Raw genomic sequence first — 25,189 nt, 5'->3', positions numbered from 1 at the left:
CCGTCGTTCGCTGGCGACTGGTTGTTACATAGATGCAGGCGGGGGTACACTGACTGGCCCCTGCCTGCTTTTGTTTCTGAATTGCCCCCTGGAGTTCGTACTCGGACGATCTTATGCCGACGGCTGATGCCCTCGATTCCGCCCTCGACGTGCTCCGGCAGTACTGGGGTTACGACGAACTGCGGCCCTTTCAGCGGGAAGCGGTCGCCGCAGGTCTGAACGGTCGCGATTCGCTCGTCGTCCTGCCGACGGGGGGCGGGAAATCGCTCTGCTATCAGCTCCCCGCGGTCTGCCAGGAAGGGCTGGCGATTGTCGTCTCGCCGCTGATCGCCCTGATGAAGGATCAGGTCGACAGTCTCCGGGAATGCGGCATTCCCGCCGCAGCCGTCCACAGCGCACTCCCGCCCGCCGAACGCCGCGAGATCGCCGACGACATCCGGGCCAATCGGCTCAAACTGCTCTACGTCGCTCCCGAGCGGCTCTGCACCGAGCGGATGCTCGACTTTCTGGCGGAATGTCCGGTCTCGTTCATTGCGATCGACGAAGCCCACTGCATCAGCAACTGGGGTCACGACTTCCGCCCGGAATACCGCCTGCTGGGCCAGTTGCGCGACCGTTTTCCGGGCGTCGCATTGCACGCATACACGGCCACCGCGACGGAAGCCGTTCGACGGGATATCGCGAGTCAGCTCAACCTCCGCGATCCCGATGTCATCGTCGGGCTCTTCGATCGCCCGAATCTCAACTACCGTGTCGTTCCCCGCGGCGATCTCTGGAAGCAGGTGACCGATGTCGTCGAGCGTTACCGCGGCGAGTCGGGGGTGATCTACAGCATCTCCCGCCGGGAAGTCGACGAACTGGCCGAGCGCCTCAAGCGGGCCGGCTACCGGGCCGTCCCCTACCATGCCGGGTTGTCGGACGTCGACCGTCACCGCCATCAGGATGCGTTCCTCAATGACAAGGCGGACATCGTCGTGGCCACCGTGGCCTTCGGGATGGGGATCGACAAGACCAACGTCCGCTACGTGATCCACACCGCGGCTCCCAAGTCGGTCGAGAGCTATCAGCAGGAGTCGGGCCGAGCCGGTCGCGACGGCCTGCCCTCCGACTGCTGCCTGTTCTTCGGGACGCGGGACTTCGTCACCTGGCGCAAGATGCAGGATCAGTTGACCGGCCAGGCGGCCGAGCAGGCCCTCGTCAATCTCCGGGAAATCGAACGCTTCTGCACCGGCGCCACGTGCCGGCATCGCACACTGGTCGAGTATTTCGGTCAGACGTATGAGGGCCAAAACTGCGGGGCCTGCGACATCTGCACCGATCCGACGGCCCTGCTCGACGACGCCCTGATCGTCGGCCAGAAGATACTCTCGTGCGTGATCCGCGTGAAAGAAGGCTTCGGAGCCGACTATGTGGCTCAGGTTCTGACCGGGTCCAAGGACCAGCGGATTCTGGCCAACGGGCACGACCAGCTCAGCACGTACAATCTGCTGGGAAACTGCCGCAAGGCGGAGGTCCGCCAGTGGATCGACCAGCTCGCCGGCCAGGGGTTTCTGGAACCGACCGGCGAATTCCGGGTCCTGTGCGTCACGCCAGCCGGCCGGCAGCTTCTGAAGGGGGAAACGACTCCCCGGTTGTCAAAACGCAGCCAGGCGGCGCCGGCGAAAGCCAGCGGTTCCCGCCGGGCTGCCGTCGCCGACTTCGACGTGGCCCTGTTCGAGCGTCTGCGGACACTCCGCCGCGAACTGGCCGAGGCCCGCGGCGTGCCGCCGTTTGTCGTGTTCGGCGATGTGACGCTGCAGGATCTGGCCCGGCGGAAGCCCCGTTCACTCGAGGAATTCCTCGAAACCTATGGCGTCGGCGAGAAGAAATGCAACGAATACGGCGAGATCTTCCTGAAGGCCATCGCCGACGGCGAGGACTCCGCACCTGCGGCTCCCGCGGTTCGTGGGCCGGAGAGCCCCGGCGACGTCAAACCGCCCAGCTCGTCTCAGCTCGCCGCTGACGAGCTGTTTCGAGCGGGCCGTTCGATCGCCGAGGCGGCGGCCACGCTGGGCCGGGCGGAATCGACGACCCGCCAGTACCTGGTCGACTTCCTGGAACGGGACGGTCGCTGCGATCCTGAGCCGTGGGTTTCCCCGGAGATTTTCACCCAGGTCGACGGCGCGGCCCGGGAACTGGGAGATTTCCGTTTGAAGCCGATCTTCGACCATCTCGGCGGAGCCGTCTCGTACGATCAGCTCCACGTGGCGGTCGCCTGCCTGCGCAATGCGCTGAAGTCTGCGACCTCCGGCAACACTATGGGCGAGTAAGAACTCGTTCCAAGCGATTGCAGGGCGAGACCGCAAACGACCGGTGGAACCGGCCCTACGCAGGCTGTTCCAGCGGGTCTTTCTGCTCGGTCAGGATGCAGAGGCGGATGCCGAGTTCGTAGAGCGCCAGCAGGGGGAGCATCATCATGAGCATGCTCATGGGATCGGGCGTGGGAGTCAGGATCATCGACAGGACGGTGATCGCCAGGATCGCGATCTTGCGCTTCTCGCGGTAGTCCTTCACGCCGAAGATCGAAATCTTCTGCAGGAACAGCATGATCAGCGGCAATTGAAAGCTGATGCCGAACATCAGCGGCATCATGATCGCGAAGCTGATCCATTCGGAAATACGGATCTGCGCCAGCAGTCCCATGCGGACGTTGAAATCGAGCAGGAAGCCGAGGACGGTCGGGAGCACGGCGTAGTAGCAGAAGGTCACGCCTCCCAGGAACAGGACGATGCTCATCGGCAGGTACGTGTAGACGTATTTCTGCTCGTGCGGGTAGAGCCCCGCCGCCACGAACAGCCAGAGCTGGTAGAAGATCCAGGGACTGGCGATGACCAGCCCTCCCACCAGGGCCACCTTCAGGTAGGTCATGAAGGCTTCCTGCACGTTCAGCGTAATCGGACTGTCGATCCGTTTGACGGCGTCCCGCAGGTCGGCGAAGGAAGTCGACGATGCCTCCAGCTTCAGTGTTTTATCTTTCAGCTCGGCGGGTGCGGCGGGGTACTGCTCGGGGGCCAGATCGTGAAGCTGACTGGCGAGCGCGTCGGCCGGGATTTCGATCGTGATCATCTTCTGCAGCTTGGGATCGTTGAGGGCGTCGAATTCCTTCTGCTGCGTTTCGTTCATCCCCGCCGGGGCGAACTGCTGCTTCATCATGTCCCAGAACGAAAGCTGGGGCATATCTTCGGTCTGTTTGGCGCGGATGTTGGCCTTCCGCAGCGCGGTATCGATCGGCATGCGGATGAAGATCACGAGCGACTCGCCGTAATACAGAGTGCCGGCCATCGCGACGAACAGCCCGAGAATTGCGCGGATCAGATGGGTCCGGAGCGCTTCGAGGTGCTCGCCGAACGTCATCACGCTGTCGTCGAAGAGGTCTTTCGAGGGAGGCATGGCAGGTGATCCCGGTTCGCCGTCCAGAGGCTGGGCGGCAGGCGGAGCAGGCAGGAGTCGAAGCCGACGGCGGAAACCGTCGGGTCACACATGGTGATCCCCGGCCTCCGAAGAGGCAAGCCGGCCGGCTCGACAGAGTGAGATCAGGCCACAAGTCCCGCAGCCGATGAGGGTTCGGGAAATCTTGCGGTCTCCACAGACAGGCCCCGCAGGTCGCGGAGCAGGAGGGATCTGCGTGCGATGCATTCTAAGCGCGTTCGAGCGCCTGTCAATCCGCGTTCTCAGGCTGGAAACGATCCATGACCGTCGGAATCCACATTGACGCAATTCCAGGCCCTGCCGAGAATTCCTGAGCAGACACCGTGAGTTACGAATGCGACGCCGCTTGCAGCAGGAGGCCTTCGATGACGCGCCGAAACGGAACCGCCGCAACGACTCCGGAGACGCGCCCCCGCCGGAAAGCGGCCGCGAAAGTCGCCGCTCCGCCTCCCGTTGCTTCGCCGACGATCGGCAGTTACCTGATTCAGCGGATGCAGGATTACGGGATCGGGCACGTCTTCGGGATTCCCGGAGATTTCGTCCTGACCTTCTACGGGATGCTGCAGGACAGCCCGATCGAGGTCATCGGGACGACCCGCGAAGACAACGCCGGCTATGCCGCCGACGCTTACGCGCGGGTGCACGGGCTGAGCGCCGTTTGCGTGACCTATTGCGTGGGGGGCCTGAGCCTCTGCAACAGCATCGCGGGAGCGTATGCGGAGAAGTCGCCGGTCGTCGTGATCAGCGGCGCGCCGGGCGTTGAGGAGCGGCGGTCGAATCCGCTGCTGCACCACCGCGTCCGCGATTTCAATACGCAGCGGGAAGTCTTCGAGAAGATCACCGTTGCCAACGCCCTGCTCGACGACCCGCTGACCGCCTTCCGCGAAATCGACCGCTGCCTGGAGGCAGCCGTCCGCTTCAAGCGACCGGTCTACCTGGAGCTTCCGCGCGACCGCGTGTTTGCGAAATGTCCGTACGAGCACGTCCCGACGACGGTCCCGCAGGAGAGCGACAAGGACGCCCTCCGGGAAGCGCTCGCCGAGGCGGCGGAAATGATCAACGCCTGCGAACGCCCCGTGATCGTCGCCGGGGTCGAAATGCATCGCTTCGGGTTGGCGGCGGACGTGGTCAAGCTGGCCGAGAAACACAGCCTGCCGATGTGCGCGACCCTGCTGAGCAAGTCGGTCGTCAGCGAGAAGCACCCGCTGTTCGTCGGAATCTACGAGGGGGCGATGTGCCGCGAATCGGTCCGCAAATACGTCGAAGACAGTGACTGCCTGATCATGCTGGGGGCGCTGCTGACCGACATCGACATGGGGATCTTCACCGCACAGTTGAATCCGCTGAAGTCCATCTCCGTCACCAGCGAGTCGCTGCGGATCTCGCATCATCATTTCCACGACGTGCTCGTCGCCGACTTCGTGAAGGGGCTGCTGAAGCAGAAACTGTCGCCTCCCGTGCGGGCTCTCCCACCCCGTCCGAAGGCTGAGGGGAAGTTCGTCGTCCGGGCCGACGCTCCGGTAACGACGGCCCGGCTGTTCGCACGGATTAACGAGATGCTCGACGACAACATGGTCGTCGTCGCCGACGTCGGCGACTGCCTGTTCGGGGCGGCGGAGTTGACCACGCACAAACAGACGGAGTTCATCAGCCCGGCGTATTACACGTCGATGGGCTTTGCGATTCCCGCGTCGATCGGCGCCCAGGTCGGCCGGCCGGATCTCCGACCGATCGTCCTCGTCGGCGACGGCGCGTTCCAGATGACATGTCTTGAGCTGTCGACCGCGGTCCGGCAGGGATTCAACCCGATCGTGATCGTCCTCAACAACAAAGGCTACACGACGGAGCGGTTCATTCAGGACGGACCGTTCAACGACATTCTGAACTGGGAATACCACCGGATGCCCGATCTGCTCGGCGCCGGGTGGGGGTTCGAGGTCCAGACGGAGGGAGATCTCGATCAGTCGCTGAAGGCGGCGCTGGCCAACCAGGACGCCTTCAGCCTGCTCAACGTCCACCTGGATCCGATGGACGTCAGCCCGGCCCTGCGGCGACTGGGCGAGCGGCTGTCGAAGCGGATCTAGCAGCGAATAGGGAATAGCGAGTAGCCAGAGGAAGATGGCTTGTCGCTTATCGTGGATCGCTGATCGCCAGAGGGTCGGACGTGCCGGGTTCTGCGAAGCCCGAAGCCCGATTCCCGAAGCCCGCCTACAGGAAGAACACGAACGTCACGACGATGAAGATGGGGATCAGGATGCCGACGGAGTAGGCCATGTAGCCGAAGAAGCCGGGCATGCGGATGTTGTTCTCTTCCGCGATGGCTTTGACCATGAAATTCGGTCCGTTGCCGATGTAGGTATTCGCCCCCATAAAGACCGCTCCGCAAGAGATTGCGGCCAGGATTGCGGCGCCTTTCATTCCCTCTTGAGCCAGGTAGACCTTCATATACGCCCCTTCGTCGGGGACGCCGGCCGTGCCGCAGGCGGTCGCGGCGAACGCCAGATACGTCGGGGCGTTGTCCAGGAAGCTCGACAGCGTTCCCGAGGCCCAGAAGTACTGCATCGGCGTCGTCACGCCCAGCTCCTTGCCGTGGACGTTCAGCAGCGCCAGCGCGGGAATCATGGTGACAAAGATGCCGGCAAACAGCACGGCGACTTCGATGATCGGGCCGAACGAGAAGTTGTTCTTTTCGCGCAAGGCGCCGGAGGTCGCCAGGAAGCTTGCCGCCCCGGTCAGCGCCATCAGCGCTTCGGAAACCCCCCAGGGCCAGGGTTCGCCGCCGTTGCCGATTCCTTGCCCGGAGCAGTAGATGATCGCCACGATCGCCGCCAGGAAGGCGAAGTTGTGGAAACCTTCGAGGCCGAACGTGATCTGGGCGGCTTCCGGTCCATGACCGGGGTGGGGGTCGGTTTTCGAGGCGATCGTATCCCAGATGAAGAACGCCCCGAGCAGGATGCCGTTGACCAGCAGCCACTGGGGAAACAGCCGCAGGGTCCACTCGAACGGCACCCCTTTCAGGAAGCCCAGAAACAGCGGGGGATCGCCCAGCGGCGTCAGCAGGCCGCCGCAGTTCGACACGATGAAGATAAAGAACACGACGACGTGCGCGACGCGGCTGCGCCCCCGATTCGCCCGCAGCAGCGGCCGGATGAGCACCATCGAGGCCCCGGTCGTCCCGATCAGGCTGGCGATGGCGCCCCCCAGGGCGAGGAAGATGGCGTTGACGACGGGAGTCCCGCGGAAGGCGCCGCGGACGTAGATGCCGCCGCTGATCGCAAACAGCGACCCCAGCAGCAGCAGAAACGAGACATATTCTTTGGCGGCGTGCTCCATCGCGTGGATGCCGGAGCCGCCGAACGAGGCCAGATAGGCCGCGACCGGAACGCCCAGGACGCCGGCGATGATGCCCTTATTGCTGTTGTGCTCCCACCAGTGGGGGTTGGCCAGCGGAAAGACGGCGATGCAGAGGAGCAGGATCGAGAAGGGAATCACGGCGAACGGCGGGAGGAGGCTGCCGAGCTTCGGGCCGTGGTCGCCGTGACTGTCGTCGGTCGCGCCGTGGTCGTCGTGGGGCTGTTTCGCGTGGTCGTCATGCTCCGCCGCGACGGCTGCGGCAGACGGTTCGACGACTTCGGGGCTCTGCGCCCGACCAGTGGCGGGGACCGCTCCCACCAGCAGAATCGTCACTGCCCACAGGCCCAGAGCAGATCGTACAACCTGATACACGCCAGAATTCCCTTGAGCCATGGCCGCCATCGACCGCCTCTTCGGACAGAGTGCGCCCGCGATCTATCGTCCGCGATCTCAGTGCACCGCGAGCGATCTCCGGGACGACGGATCGCTTCGAGCGCTCTGGCCACGGGGAGACCGGCAGGACCCCTGTCTTCGGTCTCGTCCGCACGTGACCGGATCGGGGCAAATCATAGCAAAGTCCCGCCGCGGCTCCCGGCTGCGGCGGCGGAACTTCTGAAAAAGTTCGACGATTCAACGGGTTTGGACCGTCGTTCCGATCGCCTGTCCTGCAGAGTTCTCCCAGTTTAAAGTTCGTCAATACGCTTCACGCCCATTCAGAGTTCCGCCCTCGATCCTTGCGGTCGTTCAGGCGGACCGGCACGCTACTATCACTTCGGGCGAAAATCCCCGGCAGTTTGCTGCAATCGACGCTTGTTCTCCTGTTGATGGAGCCCCGCTATTTCCACATGCGCGACCTCCGCCTGCGGTCACGGATCCCACGCGCCGACAGCGGTTCCGGGACACCACGCCTCCGTCTTTCTAGAGCCGATCCTCTGCCTGATCGGGCTGCTCGCCGGTCTCGGGCTTGAATACCTGCCAGCGTGGCTGGGGGGCTCTGAGTCGCTCATCGCTTCGTCGAACCGGGTGGCTGTCGCCGTCTACATCCTGGCGTTCATCGCCGGGGGACGGGAGACGCTGCATCACACGCTTACCGACCTCAAGCACGGCGAGGTCAACATTGATCTGCTGATGCTGGCGGCCGCCGCGGGGGCCGCCGCGCTCGGAGACTGGCCGGAAGGGGCCGTGCTTCTGTTCCTGTTCTCGCTTTCACACGCGCTCGAAGACTTCATTCTGGGGCGGACCCGTCGCGCGATTGCGGGCCTGATGGAGCTAACGCCGGACGAAGCGACGCTGTTGCGCGACGGCCAGGAACAGCGGGTACCGGTCGAACAGCTCGTTGTCGGCGATCTCGTGGTCGTCCGCCCTTCGGAACGGATACCCGTCGACGGCGTCATCGACGAGGGCATGACGAGCGTCGATCAGTCGCCGATGACCGGCGAATCGATCCCGGTCGACAAATCACCCGGGGATGTCGTGTTTGGCGGGACGCTGAATCAGCAGGGGTTGATTCACGTCCGTGTCACCCGTATTGCGGGCGAGACTACGCTGGCGCGGATGGTGAAGCTTGTCGAGCAGGCTCAGACCGAACGGGCCGCCAGCCAGCGTTTCACCGAGTGGTTCGGCCCCCGCTACACCTGGCTTGTCCTGGGTGGATCGCTTGCCTATTTTCTGCTCCTCTGGCTGGCGCTGGGTTTCGCGCCCTACGACGCGTTCTACCGGTCGATGGCGGTGCTGGTGGTGGCCTCGCCCTGCGCCGTCGTGCTGTCGATCCCCGCGGCGATTCTGACGGCGATCACCAGCGCTGCGAGCGGCGGCGTTCTGTTCAAGGGGGGCGTCCATCTGGAGGACACCGCCCTGCTCAAGACGATGGCGTTTGACAAGACGGGGACGCTCACCCGCGGCCGGCCGGAACTGGTCGGCATCGCAACCGCCGCCGGCGTCTCCGAAGAGCAGTTGCTCAGGGCGGCCGTTGCCATCGAACAGCGTTCGGAACACCCGCTGGCGCGGGCCATCACTCAGGCGGCGGAGACGCGAGGCTATGCTGCGAAGCCCGCAGACGAGATCACGTCGGTCCCCGGCTTTGGCGTCACCGGGACCGTCGACGGACATCGGGTTCAGATCGGCAAAGCCCTGTGGTTCGAACAGAACGGCCCGGCGCTCCCCTCCGAACTGGCGCCACGATTGCGGGAATTCCGCACCGCCGGTCAGACCGTCATCGCCGTCGTCGAGGATCAGCGTTTCCTGGGGCTGCTGGCTGTCGCCGACACGCTGCGTCCCACGGCGGTCAGTGCGATCGGTGAACTGAAAGGGCTGGGCATCGCGCCGCTGCTGATGCTGACGGGTGACAGCATCGACGTTGCCCGCGACTTCGCGGGACATCTCGGGTTGGACTATCAGGCCGAACTGCTGCCGGAGGACAAGCTCAAGCACATCGAACGGCTTCGTGAGCGGCACGGCCCGGTCGGCATGATCGGCGATGGAATGAACGACGCTCCCGCGCTGGCGCTGGCGAATGTCGGTTTTTCGCTGGGAGGAGCCGGGACCGACGTCGCGCTGGAAACGGCGGACGTCGTGATCATGGCCGATGACCTGCGGCGGCTGCCGTATGCGGTGACGCTGGCGCGGCGGACCCAGCGGATCATCCGACAGAATCTCGCCATCGCGTTCGGCGTGATGGGGACGCTGCTGCTGGTCGGGCTGTTTTTTGAACTGCCGCTGCCGCTCGCCGTGCTGGGCCACGAAGGGAGCACGGTCCTGGTGATTCTTAACGGTTTGCGGCTGCTGGCTCATCCCCGGCCGGAGCCGCTGCTCCAGCCGGGTTGAGGGGATCGTCGATCAGTTGTGCAGGAGACCGGCCGATGCCCGCTGCTTGAGCCGGGCGACGAGGGTCAGTGCGGCAAAGCGCGTTGGCGCCCAATTCTCCGGAATCAGCGCCGACGCCGGCGGCTCGGCGCTCGCAACCGCCATCGGCGCCGGCTTAGCCGGAGGGAGGCCGGCCAGGATGGCCTGCAGATCTCCGGCCGATTTCACGCCGGTAATCCGTTTGCGGATGATCAGTTCCGGGGAGACGACGATCCCGGTCGGATAGGCTTCCACCTGGAACTTCGCGACGAGTGCCGGTTGAGCATCGGCGTCGAGCAGGCATGGAACGAAGCCGGCCGCGAGCAATTTGCGGACTTCGGGCGCAGTGAAGGCCTGGGCTTTCATCGACTGGCACGCGCCACACCAGGTGGCGGAGACGTGGACGTAGACCGACTTGCCAGTCTTCTGAGCCTCGGTCACTGCGGCCTTGTAGCTGGTTTCCCAGCGGATTTCGGCATCCTTTTCCGTCATCTCCGCGGCCAGGGCGTTTGTCACGCCCACCGCGATCCACAGGGCGAATGCTGCGGCGATTCCCCGCCCGCAGCGACGTCCATTGCTGCAAACCATTCACGAGCCTCCTGCCCGGCAGCGCACCTCGACCGTCCTCCGCTTGCGCATGCCCCAGCATTGCTCACGGAAATCCGCCCTGGCTGGCCCGCCTGGCTATCTCACGCAAATCGCCCGGTACCCACAGATCGCCGCGTCGGCTCCGACGGCATCCGACCTCCGGACGGCGGAAGCAAACTAACCGGCATAACCACCGCACGCCACCCCAAAGTGAAAATCGTCAGACGCCCGGTTATCTTGCGCTGTCGATGTCATTCGCCGCAGCGTTCCGAATCCTTCCATCTCATTGGGCTTTGGGCTTCGGGCTTCGCAGAAACACGAAGAAATCTGCCCCTCTGGCGATCCGCGATCGGCCTTCTTCCTCTGGCTATTCGCGACTCGATATTCCGTATTCGCTTCGGGCTTCGCATCCCTGTAGAAACTGTCAGTCGGGGCCTCATTTCAAGGTTTGCCGATTGATTGAAGATCTTCTCCGTTGCAGGCTATACTCCGGAGGAACCACCTAACCCTCCCTCCAACCGTGGCCGACAGATCAGGTTGCCGACGGGCAGCTTCGAACGAGGCCCCTCCCTGAGAGCGTGACATGGCTGCCGAAGCTGCAATGGAGAAAGAGTCCCCCGATAAAGTGGCCGCGCGAGGCCTCAAGGGGATCGTGGCCGCCGATACGACAATTTGCGATGTCGACGGCGATCTCGGCAAGCTGATCTATCGCGGATACAACATCCACGAGCTGGCCCAGAACAGCACGTTCGAGGAAGTGGCTTATCTGCTGTTCAAGGGTGAACTGCCGACCGCTCCGCAGCTCCAGGAATTCAGCAAGCACCTGACGAAACATCGGGCGCTGGAGCCCGAGCTGATGGCGTTTCTGAAGACGTTGCCCCGTTCAACGCCTCCCATGACTGCGCTGCGCTGCGCCGTGTCGATGTCCGGGGTCTACGACGACCTTGCGGAGACGGATACGCCGCAGGCCAATTTTGAAAAGTCGATCCGGCTGACCGCCGAAATGTGCACAATTGTCGCCGCCATCCGCCGGCTACGGGACGGACTTGAGCCGGTCGAGCCGCGGCAGGATCTCGGTCACTCGGCGAACTTCATGTACATGCTCAACGGCGTCGCCCCCTCCAAGGACGCCGAAAAGGCGATGGATCTGATCCTGATCCTGCACGCCGAGCACGGCCTGAACGCCAGCACGTTCGCCGCCCGCGTGATCGCAGCGACGCTCTCCGATCTCCATTCGGCGATCACGGGGGCGATCGGCGCATTGAAGGGTCCGCTGCACGGCGGCGCCAACACGGAAGTCCTCAAGACGCTGATGGAGGTCGGCAGCGTCGAGAACGTGAAGCCGTGGGTCGAAGGGGTCCGGGCCCGCAAGGGCAAGTTCATGGGCTTCGGGCACGCGGTCTATAAGGTCCAGGATCCGCGGGCCGTCCATCTGAAGGAGCTCTCCCGCCGGCTCGGCGTCGAAACCGGCGACACGCGCTGGTACGACATTTCGGCGGCGATGGAACAGGAAGTGGTCAGCGCCATCGGCCGGCAATGTAACGTCGACTTCTACTCGGCCGGCCTGCAGCACTATATGGGCATTCCGGGCGACCTGTTCACGTGCGTGTTCGGGGCCAGCCGCATCATCGGCTGGTGCGCCCACGTCCTCGAACAACTTGCCGACAACAAGATTATCCGCCCTTCGTCGAACTACGTCGGCGCCGCCGAACGGACCTATGTGCCGCTGGCACAGCGGTAGTGCGGCTGCGACTCGATGCCCAGTCTCCGAAACCCCGGCGCCGGCCGGGGTTTTTTGTTGGACTTTGCCCCCTGGCGGCTCGCACAATCCGGGAATCCGACTTCGTCCGGCTCCTCGAGAATCTCCGCATGAAATTCCGTGATTTTCGTCTGTTCCTGATCGCCGTCCTCGCGTGTCAGCATGTGGCCGGCGCGGGGGTGCTGTTCGTTGACAACCGCAGCGGGTCGGACGCCGCCGACGGGCGATTTCCCCGATCGATGTCGCCGCAATCGGGGCCGGTCCGGACCATTCGCCGGGTGCTGGAACTGGCCCAGCACGGGGAAACGATCGAGCTGACGAAGAACGCGCAGCCCTACTACGAAGCCTTGCCGCTGACGGGGATTCGCCACAGCGGGTCGGCGGAAAATCCGTTCATCATCCGCGGAAACGGCGCCATCCTCAGCGGGCTGCGGGCGCTCCCTTCGGCGGGCTGGGAGCCGGTCGGTCAGGACACCCGACTCTGGCAGCTCTCCTTCACGCGGAAGGGGTACTACGTGCTGCTGCGGGAGGGCGTCCTGGTTCCGGAGTTTCTGCCGCAGTCCTCGGCCGATGGCATCGACAGCTTGCCCGCAGGCCGCTGGATGTCGCGGCGCGGCGGTTTTTACTACCGGTCCGATTCGGCAGAGCCGCCCGCGAAGCAGACGTTTGCCCATGCAGGAGCGGAAACCGGCATCAGCCTGTATCGCACGTCCCACGTGTGGATTCAGAACCTGACGGTTCAGCACTTCCGCATCGACGGATTCCATGCCCACGATCTCTGCGACGGAATCCTGCTGGAGAATCTGGAACTTCGCCAGAATGGTCGGGCGGGAATCGCGGTGACGGGGACCTCGCAGGTCGACGTCAGCGGCAGTCGGATCTCGGAGAACGGGCGCTATTCCGCCTTCTCGATTTCCCCCGCCCGCCTCTACATCAACGACTCGGAGCTGGATGTCGAGCCGGTCGTGAGGAAGTCCCAGGATCTGGACTGACGGCTCAGTTCCCGGCGAGCGGGGTCAGGAACGCCTTGCCGTAGCCGCGGCCGAGTCCGTCGAGTTCGCGCTGGAAGACGACCCGCGGCGGGATCTGAGTGGCGTCGATCACGGCTTCAAGGCGTGCCACGGGTCCGCCTCCGTCGGAATAGCCCAGAACCTGGACGCGGTAGACGTCGCCGCGGGCGGTGATGTACGGGTCGATGGCGCGCAGAGTCGCCAGATCGGTCAATTTGTCCTCCACCAGCCAGCCGGTCGTCGCCCGTCGTTGAATCGAATCGGTCAGCGGTACGCCCTCGGCCGAGATCTGCTGCGATCCGACAATGGCGTCGGCCAGCTCTTCGGGCATGCCGGGTATGCCGATCAGGACTTCCCGGCGAGCCTGGTTGATGTTGATCCGCCCTTCGATGTAGGGATCGGCGGAAATGCCAAATTTGTCGAACAGTTCCAGCAGGATGGTGGAGAAGTCTCCACCGTCGGATTTCCACGGACTCGGCAGCGTCGTCTTGACGCCGTCGATGGTGGCTTCGACTTCGGCGTCGATCAGATCGTAGATCGTCAGGACCTTGTTCGCGCCCCCCTTGGACAGGTCCATTCCCCCACGGGTCACCTGGCCGTCGGCACCAATTCCCGTCAGGATTTGTGCAACGTCTTTCGGCTGTGGTGCTGGATTTTTCGGCTGTGGTGCTGGATCTTTCGGCTTTGGTGCTGGATCTTTCGGCTTTGGTGCTGGATCTTTCGGCTGTCCTCCTGTTGGTTTTGTGCCACCGCCGTCACCTCCATCCGGCTGCGTTTCATCCGGTTTCGGGCCGAAGATCCGGTAGGCGACGACGAACTTGGCGACGTCTTCGTCGAAGGCTTCTTCCAGCTCGTCGTACAGGTCCGTCAGGATTCCGGTGCTCAGGTCGATCCGGGGCGCGCCGTCCGCCTGCAGATTCGACTCCCGGCTGTGAACCGTAAAAAACGCCACCCAGCCCGGATCGAGGAGCCCGTCGGCATTGTCATAGGGAGGCGAGGCGTCGGCGTCGTTCTCGTTCGGATCGAGCAGGCCGTTGCGGTTCGCATCCTCGCCATACAGCAACTGCGGCGTCACCCCGCGGACCATCAACAATTCGTCGATCGACTCCAGCGGGCCGTTCTTGGCAGAGTACGGCGGCGACATGGTGGCGTAAGTGTCGTCGGTCTCGGCGCCGTGCAGCAGCACTTCGCTGTCCGCGTCGATCCAGTCCCGGATCGCGTCGGCAATGTCTTCCGTCATACCGGGAACGCCCATCAACAACGCACGGGCCTGGTCGTCGGTGAGCTTCAACTGCCCCAGAATATTGAGGTTCAGCTTGCCCGATTCGTCCATCATGCCGTAGCGGACCCGCAGGCCCGCGGCGTCCTGTTCGAGGGGGGCGATCAGGCTGAACCGCACCCGGGCGCGGGCGCGTTCCGAGTCGATCACGGTCACCCCGTGGAAGAGTTGAGGGTTGTGGAGCAGGTTCTCCAGTCCGGGTTCCGATCGATTCGCCAGCAGCGTCGCGGCGTACTCGACGCCGGAATCGGCCGCGGCCCGCGTCTGGGCGTCGAGCCCCTGGATCGACGAAGCTTCCAGCTCCGTCAGCATGGTCTGCGTGTACGTGTAGGCCGCCAGCGTCAAGAACAGGATCACCACGAAGACGACGATCAGCACGCTTCCGCGTCGCCCGGAACTCGGCCAGGAACGGTTTCGTGATGGAGTTCTCATAGCTGGCTTTCTCCTCCCGTCGGGTCGGCGGTCGGCAGGGCGATCACGAAACGAAACTGAGTGGTGCCGGCGGCCACCGCTGCGGCCGTGCCGCCGAGCATTGCCGCAGAAGTCGGTTCGAACTGGATGGAGACTTCGATGGCGCGCGGCAGCATGCCGAGCGTCGGCGTGTCCCACTCCTCGTACCAGGTCGTCCCGTCGAAATACCGGAACAGGACCGAGTTGGCTTCGGGAGCGAGCGCCTGCGGCAACGTCATGATTTCGCCGGCCCCTCCCGCCGCTTCGACGTCCAGCACGGCCATCCGGTCCCCTTCGGTGCGGATCAGTCCGATCAGGGGTTGGCCGTCGGCGTCGACCAGCGTGGAGCTTCCGCTCCCCTGAAAGTCATAGATGACGCTGCGGAGGTCGCTGACCCGCGTGGTGACGCTGGCGTCATCGACCAGAGGGCCGAAGGAGAGCTCCCGCCGCGGACGCGAGACGTGCAGTTCCAACCGGGTTGCGGTGCCGATCAGCCCGACGCTTCCCGCAAGTAACTGGTCGATCGGAGAGAGGACCGTCACTTCGGGGACTGGTTCTTCGGGATCGGGATCTTCCGGGTCGGGTTCGGGGTCCACTTCAAACAAGGCGCTGTCCGCATCTGCGGCTTCAACCGTGGGAGCGTAGGTCACGGAGCGGACATCGAGCTCCATCCGGCGGAGGATGGCCCGCGCCAGTTGCATTCGCTGCAGGTCATCTTTCCCCGTGCTGCTGAGCCGATAGGCTTGGTCCATCGCCGAGTAAACGGCGAGAATCAGCAGGACGCACAGTCCCGACGCCAGCACGACTTCCAGCAGCGACATTCCGCGGCGAAGCGACGGAACTTGTTTTGGGGCTGTAGGCATCATTGCGGCGGGGACTCCCCCGGAGCGCCACCGCCCATCCCGTCCGCGGCCGCCTCGGCCGCCAGAGTCGCGGCCTCCGTCAGCACCGCGGGGTCCCGCATCCACCGGCTGATGGCGAATTCCGTGTTGCCCAGGCTGTTGGAGGCCGAGCGCTGGACGCGAACGTCGATAAGCACCAGTTCCGGAAAGCTCCCCGGAGAAATCATGGCGCTCCAGGTCCAGGCGGAATCGTCCGGGAAGGGAATGTTCGCTTGCGACTGCAGGGGTTCGACGCCGCTGACCAGTTCGGCCAGCTTCGTTTCGCAGCGGATTACGGCTTGCGCTTTGAAACGGGCCTGCAGGGCGGCGCGTGTCCCGTTCCAGGTCAACTGCGCGAGGGCCGCCATGGCGCCGAAGAAAATGGCGAGCGCCAGGACGACTTCCAGCAGGGTCATACCCTGCCGCAGGCTGGACGGCGCCGTCCGTCTCCCGGAAGCTGGTCCGCTACTTCCCATTGGTGCGTAGCTCCTGCTGAATGGGACTGACCGTGACCGCCCCCGTTGCGCCGCGGAGCACCAGCGCGACGTTCCGCCCCGTCGGATCGCCGACGATCAGTTCTCCGTCCACCGCCGTACCGTCCGGCTGAAACAGCACCGGCTCCGACCAGGCGACTGCGGCGAGTTTGTCGGCGTCGGGGAACGACGCGAACAGGTCCGCGGGGAGGGACTGTCCGCCGGCGTCTTTCCCTCCCACAAACGTCAGCTTTTCGGGAAGCTCGCCCACGTAGCGGCGCGCGACGTTTCCCGAGAGGTCATCCTGGATCTCGCCCTCACCCTCGGCCGGCAGATCGAGCTCCGCTTCGTAGGGAAGCGACAGATACCTTCGGCCGTCCGGTTCCCAGCGGAACTGGTAGACAATGCCGCTTTCGATCGCCCGCGTCCGCGTGGCGGCGAACTGCAGGCGGACTTGCTCGGCCCCTTCCAGCAGAAACTGGGTGGCGTACAGCCGCTGAAACGACGGCCACGCAATCGTCGTAAACGCCACCAGTACGGCCAGTACCAGCAGCATCTCGACCAGCGTGAATGCGGAGCGAGCCTTCCGTCGGGCGGTCATCGCAAGCCCCCCCTGCCGATCAGGTCGTCCAGTTGTTGATGTCGTCGCCGGAGCCGTCTTCATTCTGCTTGTTGGGCCCCGCCGACCAGATGGCCGGCCTGGAAGAGTTCTGGGCCTTGGTATTGGGATATTCGTAGTACAGGTGCTGCCCCCACGCGTCCTTCGGGACCTGTTCCAGGTACGGGCTGATCGACCGGCCGTCGGCGTTCTGCCCCGGATTCATCAGCAGGTTGATGACGTCGTCGTTGCTTCCCGTGGGGAACTCCGCGCTGTTGTCGACGGCATACTGCTTACAGGCGTCTTCCATCCCTTTGATGCTGGTTTTGGTCGCCCGCACCAGCGCGTCCTTCTGGCGGCCGAGGAGCTGCGGGACGACCATTGCGGCGATCACGCCCAGAATGGCCAGCACCAGCAGGACTTCCGTCAGCGTGAAACCGCGGCGGCGCAGACGGGGGCGAGTGGACATCGGACGAATCACGGCGGCGCTCCTTGCAGAAAACTGTGGTCGAAAATGGGAACTGGACCTCACAGACCACCCGGCCCGGAGCCGTTTCCCTTCATTGATTGAACACCCGACTCCCGTCGGCTGGCCTACGCGAGCGACGAACTTTGGAAAATTGGCAGCATCAGCGCCACCACCACGAACAAAATGATCCCCGCCATGATCACCAGCATCGCCGGTTCCAACAAGCGCACCACCAGATCGAGCTGCCGGTTGGTATGCCGCTCCATCTTGTCGGCGACCTGCACCAGCACCTCTTCCAGGTTGTTGGCCTCTTCCCCCACGGCGATCATTTCCAGCACGTCCGGCGGGAATTGCTTGCAGTCCGCCAGCGGGACGGCGAGGGACTTGCCGGACGACACGTGCTCCGCGGCCTCGCCGATGGCTTCGCTGAGGACGCGATTGCCGGTGGCGTCTTTGGCGATCCGGAGGGAGTTCAGCAGCGGCACGCCGTTCTTGAGCAGCGTTCCGAGAACCCGGCAGAACCGGGCGATCGCCAGGCTGCGGACGACCTGCCCGATGCCCCAGAGCCGGATCTTCAATTCGTCGAGTCTGCGCCGGCCGGCATCGGACTCCAGCATCTTCTGGAGGCCGATGATGATTCCGGGGATCGCCAGCAGCGCCACCCAGCCGTAGGACTGCATGCCGCGGCTGATGGCCATGAGCGCCGTGGTGGCCCAGGGAAGGCTCCCCTGCTCTTCCATCCGTTCGAACATTGGTTCGAACTTGGGAACGAAGTAGATCAGCATCGCCACGACGATCAGCGAGCCGACGACCATCAGGAATGCGGGGTAGACCATCGCGCCGACGACTCGCCCTTTCAGCTCCTCCTGGTGCTCGGTGAAGGTGGCGATCCGGTGGAGTGTATCCTCCAGGAAGCTGCCTTCTTCACCGGCTCGCACCATGCTGATCGTCAGATCGGAAAAGACCGCCGGATGACGGCGCAGCGACTCTGCCAGCCGGGTGCCGTCCGCCACGTCGGCGCGGATTTCCTGCAGAATCAGTTTGAACGTCTGATGTCGCGTCTGGCGATCCAGCAGCTCCAGCGACCGCAGCAGCGGCACGCCCGAACGGAGCAGGTCGGAGAGCTGCGAATAGAAGGTCGCCAGCAGACTGGCGGGGACGCGCCGTCGGCGTCCTTCCTGATGCCGGCGCGCCGCGTCGGCCAGAGCGATCTGCAGCGGGAACAGATTTCGAGCGGCGAGTTGCCCGAGCGCCTCGCGCTCCGTCCCCGCAGTCAGCGTCCCGCTGACCTGCTGGCCGGAAAACTCCTTCGCGGTGTAGCGGAACTCGGGCATGTTCAGCCGACTGTCTGCGGGTACGGTTCAGAAAAGACGCGGGAAGCTCAGCCGATGTCGCCCTTGGTGATGCGCAGCACTTCGTCCAGGCTGGTCAACCCTTCCTGGACCCGCTGATAACCCGATTGCCGCAAAGTCACCATCCCCCGACTCAGGGCGTACTGCCGGATTTCCAGGGTGCTGGCATGCGCCACGCACAGCCGGCCGATCTCGGCGTCCTTGTGCAGCAATTCGAAGATCGCCATTCGTCCGGAGAAGCCAATGTCCCGGCACTCGCGACAGCCGACCGGCTCGTAGAGCATCACCTCCGGCTCCGTGCACGGATAGTCGTCGGGCAGGGCGTCGCGCGGCATCACCACCTTTTTTTTGCAGTGCTTGCAGAGGCGACGGACCAGCCGCTGCGCCAGCACCCCTTCGACGGAACTGGCCACCAGGAACGGTTCGACCCCCATATCGATCAGTCGCGTAAATGCGCCGGGGGCGTCGTTCGTATGCAGGGTGCTGAAGACGAGGTGGCCCGTGAGGGAGGCCTGAATGGCGCTCTCGGCGGTTTCCGCGTCGCGGATTTCGCCGATCAGCACGACGTCGGGGTCGTGACGCAGAATGCTCCGCAGCCCCGCGGCAAAGGTCAACCCGACCTTCGAATGGACCTGAATCTGGCTGATGCCGGGGTTCTGGTATTCGACGGGGTCTTCGACGGTGATGATCTTGATCGACGGATCTTTAATTTCGTTGAGCGCGCTGTAGAGCGTCGACGTTTTACCGCTGCCGGTCGGTCCGGTGACCAGCACGATGCCGTGCGGCATCGCAATCATTTCGTGAAATGTTTTCGCCATCGCCGGGGGCATCCCGACGTTGGCCAGGTTGAACTGCATCCGCCCCTTGTCGAGCAGACGCAGGCAGACCCCTTCGCCGTGGACCATCGGAATGATTGAGACGCGGACGTCGATCTCGCGTCCCGAAATCTTGAGCTTGATCCGGCCGTCCTGCGGCATCCGCTTTTCCGCAATGTTCAGACGCGACATGATCTTGAGACGCGTCACGATCGCGGCAAAAAACTGGGAGATCGACTGCGGCACCGGCTGGACGCGCAGCAGACCGTCGACGCGGTAGCGGACGGTCAGACCATACTCCTGCGGCTCGATGTGTACGTCGCTCGCCCCCTGGTCGAGGGCTTCCACGAGCAGCTCGTTGACCAGCTTGATGACCGAGGCCGCCTCGGCCATCTCCGCCAGGTCGCCGGAATCCTCGGAATTGTCCCCCAGGATTTCGACGCCGTCCGCCGTCCGCTGCGCGACCAGTTCGCCGAGCGTATCGCCGCCGACGCCGAGATAATCCTTGATCATCTCGACGACGTCGACCTTGCAGGCCAGCACCGGTTCGAGATGAAAACCGCTGATCGAACTCAGCTCTTCGAGCGATTCCAGATTGAACGGATCGCTGGTGGCGACGACCACGCTGCCATTCTGCCGCTGCAGCGGCAGCAGCGAATGTCGGAAGACCGCGCTGGTCGGAAACTGCATCAGCAGCTCCCGGTCGATGGCTTCCTTTTTAATCTCGACGAACCGCATTCCCAGTTCGTCGGCGAGCGCCCGCAGCGCCGCTTCTTCGGTGATGACTCCCAGATCGACCAGGGCGCGATCCAGCCGTCGGCCGCTCACGTCAGGCTGCGCCGACTTGAGCTGTTCGGGCGTCACCACCCCCCGGCGAATCAGGACTGTGCCAATATCCATCCGAAATGCATGCCCTGCTGAGAATTCAACTGGTGAAACTGCCGCCCGGACTCGCTGGCAGGCAGGTGACAGGCTTCCACAAAGAATACGACGCGAGGGGAACCGACGTCCAACGGCTTTCGCCAATCGGCGAAAATTCTCACGTTCGCCTCGCCGGCCCACTCAGCGGGAACCGCGACTCCCACCCCGACTCCCGCCAAATCCACCGAATCCGCTTCGTCCGCTGGAATCCCCGCCGCGACCTCCCCCGGAATCTCCTCCCCGACCGCCTCCCGAAAAGCCGCCGCCGGGAAATCCGCCGCCAGGAAAACCTCCAGGGAAGCCCCCTGGCGTCGCCTGCGGAGTCGAAGTTCCGCTCCCGGACGAGTTTGGCTGCCCGGATGTCGAACTGGCGTCGCTCCGGTCGCGGCTCGGCCGACTGCCGCCGCCGCTGACGGTGACCTTCGGGATGACCGACCCGAGCGTCCGCGAGAGGAGCATGGGATCGGCTTTTTCGAGGGGCACCACGCGGATCGTCCGTCGGGCGTCGCGTTCGCGCTCATCGATCGTCTGTACGAGATTCTCGATCTGGCGGAACATGGAGTCGTTGCAGGAGACGATCAGGTGATTCGTCTGTTCGTCCACCCCGACCGTCAGTTCAATCCCCCGCTGTTTTCCCTGCGGAGCGCCTCCCATCATCATGGCGAATGGATTTGCCCCTCGCTGATTCTGGGCCGGCTGCTCCGGCTCCAGCGCATCCTTATAGACTTCGCGGACGATCTTCGCGACTTCCGTCACGCTGGAGTATTCGACGGGAATGGAACGGGGCACGCGGGTTCGCAGGCTTTCGGGCAGCTCACTGGCGTCGATCAACTGCAGAACCTGCTCGATCTCCCCGACCTGATCGCTCGGCCCGGTTACGAACAGCGCATTCGACCGGATGTCGGTAATGATTTTCAGCGGCTGACCGCCGGCCAGCGTGCTGTCGAGTCCCGTTGCGTTCATCATGCCGCGGCCGAAGCTCGACAGGCCGCCGGTGAACGAGCCCATGAATCCCTCGCTCGAACTCGTCGACGCGGCGACCGAGCTCTGTGGAAAGAGCCGCTCCAGCAACTGGGCGGCTTCAGTGGCATCGGCGGACCGCAGGTAGAACACGGTCCACCGCGTCCGGTTGGGCAACGCCGCCGACAACTGGCTGATCATTTCTTCCAGCCGATCCAGCGCCTTCTCGTCGGCGGAAGTGATGATCAGGTCGTTCCCCATCACCGTGATTCCGATCGGCGACTTGGCCCCGGACTTGTCCGGGGCCGGTTCCTCGACGGGGGAGGCGTCGGTTTTCTCCGTTTCCGGTTTCCGGGCTTCGGGTTCAGGCTGATCGGCCGACAGTTTCTGGCTGGCGGGCAGAACCTGAAGCCGCCGTGGCGCGGACACGGAGGGTTGTCCGCCAACTTTCTCGCGACGCGGCTGCCGCTCGGATGAGTTCAGCGGCTCGCGGTCGGCGGGGGGAACCGAGACCTCGCTGGGAATCCGTCGGTCACGGATCGGATTTGGCACAGACGGAACCACCACGCGAATTGGATTCCGCCCCGACGTCCCCCAGGCCTGCTGGATCAGCGGCAGGAACTCTTCGGGATCGCGACCGTCAATGGGAACTCTGCGGACCGGTCCGCCGCCGCTGCGCGGGCCGGTCCCGGTTCCGCCATCCTCCCCCATCTGAGTCAGGATCGACTTGACCTGCTGCACCTGCTCGGGAGTTCCGCGGACCATCAGGCGACGACCGAAGACGTCCGGCTCAATCGAAGGAGCCCGCGAACCGTCGCCGCTGAACAGGCTCCGCAATGTGTTGGAGGCCTGGACCGGCTCCATCCGTGACAGCGGGATGACGGCGACGGACCCTTCCGATTCGCCGCCGAGCTGGGCGATCAGCTTTTCAATCTCGGCGTGTTCCGAGGCGGTGGCATTGACGTGAATTTTGCCGTACTTGTCGTCCTGGCCGACGATCAATCCGGGATACATTCCGCTGAGAGTCAGCGCGACCTGCGCCACGTCGCCGCCGTTGATCGTATAGCTCTTGAACAACACGGACTGACTGTCCTGAGGGACTCGGTTGCCGTGTTCATCGACGATGTCCACGTCGATCGACTTGACCACTTCCTCGACGACCTTCACAAGTTGCGAAGACGCGGTCACCAGCAGGCTGTTGGTCCGGATGTCGGCGGAAATCTGCAGCTTGTTCGCAAATTGCGATTGCGTGGTCGTCGGCGCGGGGGCCGGCGTCGGACCGCGGAAGGCTTCGCGCGGATCGAACCCGCCGCGATCCCCTCGATCGCGAGAGAAGAAATCGCTCCGGGAAGAAGAGGATCGCGACGAGGTTGCCGTCGTCGCAGCCGCGGTCGGCAGCAGCCCGAACAGCCGCCTGACACTTCGCTCCGCTTCGGTTGCGGACATGTACTTCAACGGAATCGCCTTGAAATCGGTCTCCCGATTGCCGGCTCCCGCTCCGCCCGACAGGAGGGCATGCACCCGCCGGACGTGGCTGGCGATGTCGGTGATCACCAGCGAATTGGTGTTTTTGAGGGCTGCGACCGTTCCCTGCGGCCCCAGCAATTCCTTGACTTCACTCTGAATCTTGTCGGCTTCCAGACCTTCGAGCGGCAGGACCAGCGTGACCATCTCGTTCCGGCCGCGCTGTTCCAGTTCCTCGACGGAAACGGTCGGGACCATGTTGGGCGGGATCTTGTTTTCCGTGTTGACGCAGGCCAGGAAGCGATCGCGACGAATCAGCACATACCCGCGCGGCAGCAGGTAGCCGTTCAGGATGTCCAGCGCCTCCGTCGGCGTGTAAGTCCGTTCGTCGTAGTAGTTGAACGTCCCGGGGGGGACGTCGTTGAGGTCCAGCGTCAGCCCGGAGACCTCGGCAAACATCTTCAGAACTTCAGTCCACGGCGCGTAGCGGAAGTTGAACGTCAGGGTCGCGGCCGATCCCGTTCCGGGGGCCGGATCACCGCCGAAGCTGGCCGAAGGTACGGCTCCGGCAGGAGCCTCGACAATCGGCGGCTTTCGAACAGGTGCTTTGGGGGTTGCAGGCGCTGCTCCCGGAGCCGCACTCTGTCCGGGAGCGGCGGGAGCCTGCCCCGCGCTGCGCATTTGAACAATCTTTGCCTTCTGCCTGTCCCAGACCTGCGTCTGTTCGGGAGTCAGGACTTCGAGAGCGGCCTGATTCATTTCCTCGACTTTGGCGGCCTGTTCGGCGGGATCTTGAATTCGGAACAGGTCCCGCATGCCACGGCGAATTTCGTCGATCTGTTCCTGCTGTTCTTCGGTCAACTGGAGCTGCCTGACGAACTCTTCGTCGCGGCCAAATCGCCCGAGGCTCATCAGCGGAGAGTCGAAGGTTGGAAATGGCGTCCCTCCCGGAACCCCGAAGCTGGGTCGACGATCCGCTCCAGGCGATTCCGGCTGAGCCAGAACCGGTTCGCCCGCCACCGCCAGCGATGCCAGAACAGCGCTGAACTGGAGGAGGCGGACGCCAAGTCGAGATTCCGATGTCAACATTTCGACCTGCACAAATGACGGAAGAAGAATCGCGCAATGAACAAAAGACTTCGGCGACCGGAGACCATCGCACTGCGGGGTTCCGCGGTCCCTCCCCATTAAACCCGGTCGTGCCCGGACCGGTTTCGGGAGAATCCCCTACAAATTGATTCGGGCGGAAATGGTTGCCGAAACAGGGTTTCCCCCCGGACAGGAAATAACGGCCAAACAAAGGGTTACGACGATTCCACGGCGAGAGGGAGATCAGACTTTTCCGGACACGTTCCTCCTGCGCCCTGTGACTGTTGCGATGGCGGGGCGCAATCGTCTCAAGGATTCCCGCCCGACAGCCGCTGGAACTCAGATCCAGTCAGGCGAGTTTTTCGCCGAAACTCCTGCTGGCGGCAGGTGTTGGATCTGTGGAGGTTCCTATGTCAGCGCCGTCGCACCTGTTCAAGTTCTTTCTGGCGGTCGCCGTCTGTCAGGCCTCGGCGGCGCAGCCCCCGGATTTCGGTCGTGGCGGCGAGGATCGCGGTGACCGAGGTGGCTTCGGACGCGATCGTGGCAGCCGGGGCGATGACCGCGGACGGGACGGCGGATCATTTCGCGGGTTTGGAAGTGGCGGCCCAGGCAGCTTTGGGGGCGGACCTCCAGGCGGCTTTGGAGGCGGTCCGCCGGGCGGTTTTGGCGGTGGCCCTCCGGGCGGATTCGGGGGCGGAGCGCCCGATCCCGGCCGGTTTTTCGGGTTCATGGACCGCAATCAGGACGGCAATATCGACTCGGAGGAATTCGAGCGTCTGCCGCCGCCGTTGCGGGACCGCCTGCAGCAGTCCGGGCTGAGCGCCGACAGCCCGATCTCCCGGGACGCTTTTTCCGGGGCGATGCAGAAGGCCATGGAGCAACGTCAGCAGGAGGGAGACTCCGGCCGAAGCGATCGCGGGGACCGCAGCCGATCCAGCAGTAGCGCCAGCCCCCCCCAGACTCCCAAGCCGCTGCCGTTCATCCGGGATCTCCCGGAGAAGTACCGGACGCTCGACAAGAATGGCGACCGACAGATCGGCATGTACGAATGGGACCGGGGCAATCTGGCCGAGTTCCGGAAATTCGATCTGAACGACGACGGATTCCTGACGCCGCCCGAGCTGACGTTCGCGCTGGTGGCAAAACCTTCCCAGCGGATTTCGGCCGCCGCGCTCAGCATCGGCGTGGGCCTGCTGTCGCCTCCCGCGGAAGAAGATGCGGCCCTTCGCGAGGATGCCCGGGAGACGTTCGGCCGCATGGACAACGACGGGAGCGGCGGGCTGGATACCGACGAATGGGGACGGAGCCTGAAAGTCCGCCCCCTGATCGAGCAGGCGGGCATCAAGGTCGCCTTCCCGATTCGGGAGTCGCAGTTCGTCGCGAGTTTCGTGGAAGCGAAGAAGTACCAGCCTTAGCAA

At 64.1% G+C, this 25,189-nt stretch carries 17 protein-coding genes; 6 read left to right on the top strand and 11 right to left on the bottom strand.

The genetic code is table 11. The features are described 5' to 3' along the window. Positions 1-113: 113 nt before the first annotated feature. Complete coding sequence (gene recQ / locus SH412_RS05120) at positions 114-2,309, top strand: DNA helicase RecQ (protein WP_336522438.1); 2,196 nt, start codon at positions 114-116, stop codon at positions 2,307-2,309. Positions 2,310-2,364: 55 nt separating this feature from the next. On the opposite strand, the gene tatC is transcribed toward recQ, so the two are convergent. After that, positions 2,365-3,429 carry a twin-arginine translocase subunit TatC gene (gene tatC, locus SH412_RS05115; protein WP_336522437.1) on the bottom strand — a complete coding sequence of 355 codons (1,065 nt, stop codon included), beginning with the start codon at positions 3,427-3,429 and terminating at the stop codon, positions 2,365-2,367. A gap of 404 nt (positions 3,430-3,833) precedes the next feature. On the opposite strand from tatC, the gene SH412_RS05110 reads away from it, so the two are divergent. Continuing rightward, positions 3,834-5,552, top strand: a complete 1,719-nt coding sequence (locus SH412_RS05110; RefSeq protein WP_336522436.1) for an alpha-keto acid decarboxylase family protein — start codon at positions 3,834-3,836, stop codon at positions 5,550-5,552. 124 nt (positions 5,553-5,676) lie between these two features. Here the strand turns inward: SH412_RS05110 and SH412_RS05105 are convergent, their stop codons facing one another. Further along, positions 5,677-7,194: a sodium:proton antiporter gene (locus tag SH412_RS05105; RefSeq protein ID WP_336522435.1), complete on the bottom strand. Its 1,518-nt coding sequence runs from the start codon at positions 7,192-7,194 to the stop codon at positions 5,677-5,679. Between the two features lie 651 nt (positions 7,195-7,845). Between SH412_RS05105 and SH412_RS05100 the strand changes: the two genes are divergently transcribed. After that, positions 7,846-9,645, top strand: a complete 1,800-nt coding sequence (locus tag SH412_RS05100) for a heavy metal translocating P-type ATPase (RefSeq protein WP_336522434.1) — start codon at positions 7,846-7,848, stop codon at positions 9,643-9,645. A 12-nt stretch (positions 9,646-9,657) separates the two neighbouring features. Here the strand turns inward: SH412_RS05100 and SH412_RS05095 are convergent, their stop codons facing one another. Continuing rightward, positions 9,658-10,251, bottom strand: a complete 594-nt coding sequence (locus SH412_RS05095) for a thioredoxin family protein (RefSeq protein WP_336522433.1) — start codon at positions 10,249-10,251, stop codon at positions 9,658-9,660. Between the two features lie 583 nt (positions 10,252-10,834). Here SH412_RS05095 and SH412_RS05090 point away from each other — a divergent pair. Further along, positions 10,835-11,992: a citrate synthase gene (locus SH412_RS05090; RefSeq protein WP_336522432.1), complete on the top strand. Its 1,158-nt coding sequence runs from the start codon at positions 10,835-10,837 to the stop codon at positions 11,990-11,992. A gap of 128 nt (positions 11,993-12,120) precedes the next feature. Next, complete coding sequence (locus tag SH412_RS05085; protein WP_336522431.1) at positions 12,121-13,002, top strand: right-handed parallel beta-helix repeat-containing protein; 882 nt, start codon at positions 12,121-12,123, stop codon at positions 13,000-13,002. Positions 13,003-13,006: 4 nt separating this feature from the next. Here SH412_RS05085 and SH412_RS05080 read toward each other — a convergent pair whose 3' ends face one another. From SH412_RS05080 to SH412_RS05045, 8 genes are all read right to left on the bottom strand, one after another. Beyond that, positions 13,007-14,677, bottom strand: coding sequence for a hypothetical protein (locus SH412_RS05080; RefSeq protein WP_336522430.1), 1,671 nt, complete (start codon positions 14,675-14,677; stop codon positions 13,007-13,009). Between the two features lie 50 nt (positions 14,678-14,727). Continuing rightward, on the bottom strand, positions 14,728-15,615 hold the full coding sequence (locus SH412_RS05075; protein ID WP_336522429.1) for a hypothetical protein: 888 nt from the start codon (positions 15,613-15,615) through the stop codon (positions 14,728-14,730). Beyond that, the gene (locus tag SH412_RS05070; RefSeq protein ID WP_336522428.1) at positions 15,612-16,046 is read right to left on the bottom strand and encodes a hypothetical protein; all 435 of its coding nucleotides are present in this window, start codon (positions 16,044-16,046) and stop codon (positions 15,612-15,614) included. Before SH412_RS05070 ends, SH412_RS05075 begins: the two co-directional genes overlap by 4 nt. Positions 16,047-16,095: 49 nt before the next feature. Continuing rightward, the gene (locus SH412_RS05065; protein WP_336522427.1) at positions 16,096-16,704 is read right to left on the bottom strand and encodes a pilus assembly FimT family protein; all 609 of its coding nucleotides are present in this window, start codon (positions 16,702-16,704) and stop codon (positions 16,096-16,098) included. 19 nt (positions 16,705-16,723) lie between these two features. After that, the gene (gene gspG / locus SH412_RS05060; RefSeq protein ID WP_336522426.1) at positions 16,724-17,182 is read right to left on the bottom strand and encodes a type II secretion system major pseudopilin GspG; all 459 of its coding nucleotides are present in this window, start codon (positions 17,180-17,182) and stop codon (positions 16,724-16,726) included. A 113-nt stretch (positions 17,183-17,295) separates the two neighbouring features. Next, the gene (locus SH412_RS05055; RefSeq protein WP_336522425.1) at positions 17,296-18,504 is read right to left on the bottom strand and encodes a type II secretion system F family protein; all 1,209 of its coding nucleotides are present in this window, start codon (positions 18,502-18,504) and stop codon (positions 17,296-17,298) included. A 47-nt stretch (positions 18,505-18,551) separates the two neighbouring features. Then, the gene (locus SH412_RS05050) at positions 18,552-20,237 is read right to left on the bottom strand and encodes a GspE/PulE family protein (protein WP_336522424.1); all 1,686 of its coding nucleotides are present in this window, start codon (positions 20,235-20,237) and stop codon (positions 18,552-18,554) included. A 162-nt stretch (positions 20,238-20,399) separates the two neighbouring features. Further along, positions 20,400-23,771: a secretin N-terminal domain-containing protein gene (locus tag SH412_RS05045; protein WP_336522423.1), complete on the bottom strand. Its 3,372-nt coding sequence runs from the start codon at positions 23,769-23,771 to the stop codon at positions 20,400-20,402. Positions 23,772-24,181: 410 nt separating this feature from the next. Between SH412_RS05045 and SH412_RS05040 the strand changes: the two genes are divergently transcribed. Further along, positions 24,182-25,186: an EF-hand domain-containing protein gene (locus SH412_RS05040; RefSeq protein ID WP_336522422.1), complete on the top strand. Its 1,005-nt coding sequence runs from the start codon at positions 24,182-24,184 to the stop codon at positions 25,184-25,186. Positions 25,187-25,189: the final 3 nt, after the last annotated feature.

This window comes from Planctellipticum variicoloris, from assembly GCF_030622045.1.
GTDB lineage: Bacteria > Planctomycetota > Planctomycetia > Planctomycetales > Planctomycetaceae > Planctellipticum > Planctellipticum variicoloris.
This window is presented reverse-complemented; position numbering and strand designations above follow the sequence as displayed.

Bases quoted from the DNA above. Each gene is read 5' to 3' on its own strand.
- recQ (WP_336522438.1), top strand. From the start codon at position 114: ATGCCGACGGCTGATGCCCTCGATTCCGCCCTCGACGTGCTCCGGCAG.
- tatC (WP_336522437.1), bottom strand. From the start codon at position 3,429: ATGCCTCCCTCGAAAGACCTCTTCGACGACAGCGTGATGACGTTCGGC.
- SH412_RS05110 (WP_336522436.1), top strand. From the start codon at position 3,834: ATGACGCGCCGAAACGGAACCGCCGCAACGACTCCGGAGACGCGCCCC.
- SH412_RS05095 (WP_336522433.1), bottom strand. From the start codon at position 10,251: ATGGTTTGCAGCAATGGACGTCGCTGCGGGCGGGGAATCGCCGCAGCA.
- SH412_RS05090 (WP_336522432.1), top strand. From the start codon at position 10,835: ATGGCTGCCGAAGCTGCAATGGAGAAAGAGTCCCCCGATAAAGTGGCC.
- SH412_RS05085 (WP_336522431.1), top strand. From the start codon at position 12,121: ATGAAATTCCGTGATTTTCGTCTGTTCCTGATCGCCGTCCTCGCGTGT.
- SH412_RS05075 (WP_336522429.1), bottom strand. From the start codon at position 15,615: ATGATGCCTACAGCCCCAAAACAAGTTCCGTCGCTTCGCCGCGGAATG.
- SH412_RS05070 (WP_336522428.1), bottom strand. From the start codon at position 16,046: ATGACCCTGCTGGAAGTCGTCCTGGCGCTCGCCATTTTCTTCGGCGCC.
- SH412_RS05065 (WP_336522427.1), bottom strand. From the start codon at position 16,704: ATGACCGCCCGACGGAAGGCTCGCTCCGCATTCACGCTGGTCGAGATG.
- SH412_RS05055 (WP_336522425.1), bottom strand. From the start codon at position 18,504: ATGCCCGAGTTCCGCTACACCGCGAAGGAGTTTTCCGGCCAGCAGGTC.
- SH412_RS05050 (WP_336522424.1), bottom strand. From the start codon at position 20,237: ATGGATATTGGCACAGTCCTGATTCGCCGGGGGGTGGTGACGCCCGAA.
- SH412_RS05045 (WP_336522423.1), bottom strand. From the start codon at position 23,771: ATGTTGACATCGGAATCTCGACTTGGCGTCCGCCTCCTCCAGTTCAGC.
- SH412_RS05040 (WP_336522422.1), top strand. From the start codon at position 24,182: ATGTCAGCGCCGTCGCACCTGTTCAAGTTCTTTCTGGCGGTCGCCGTC.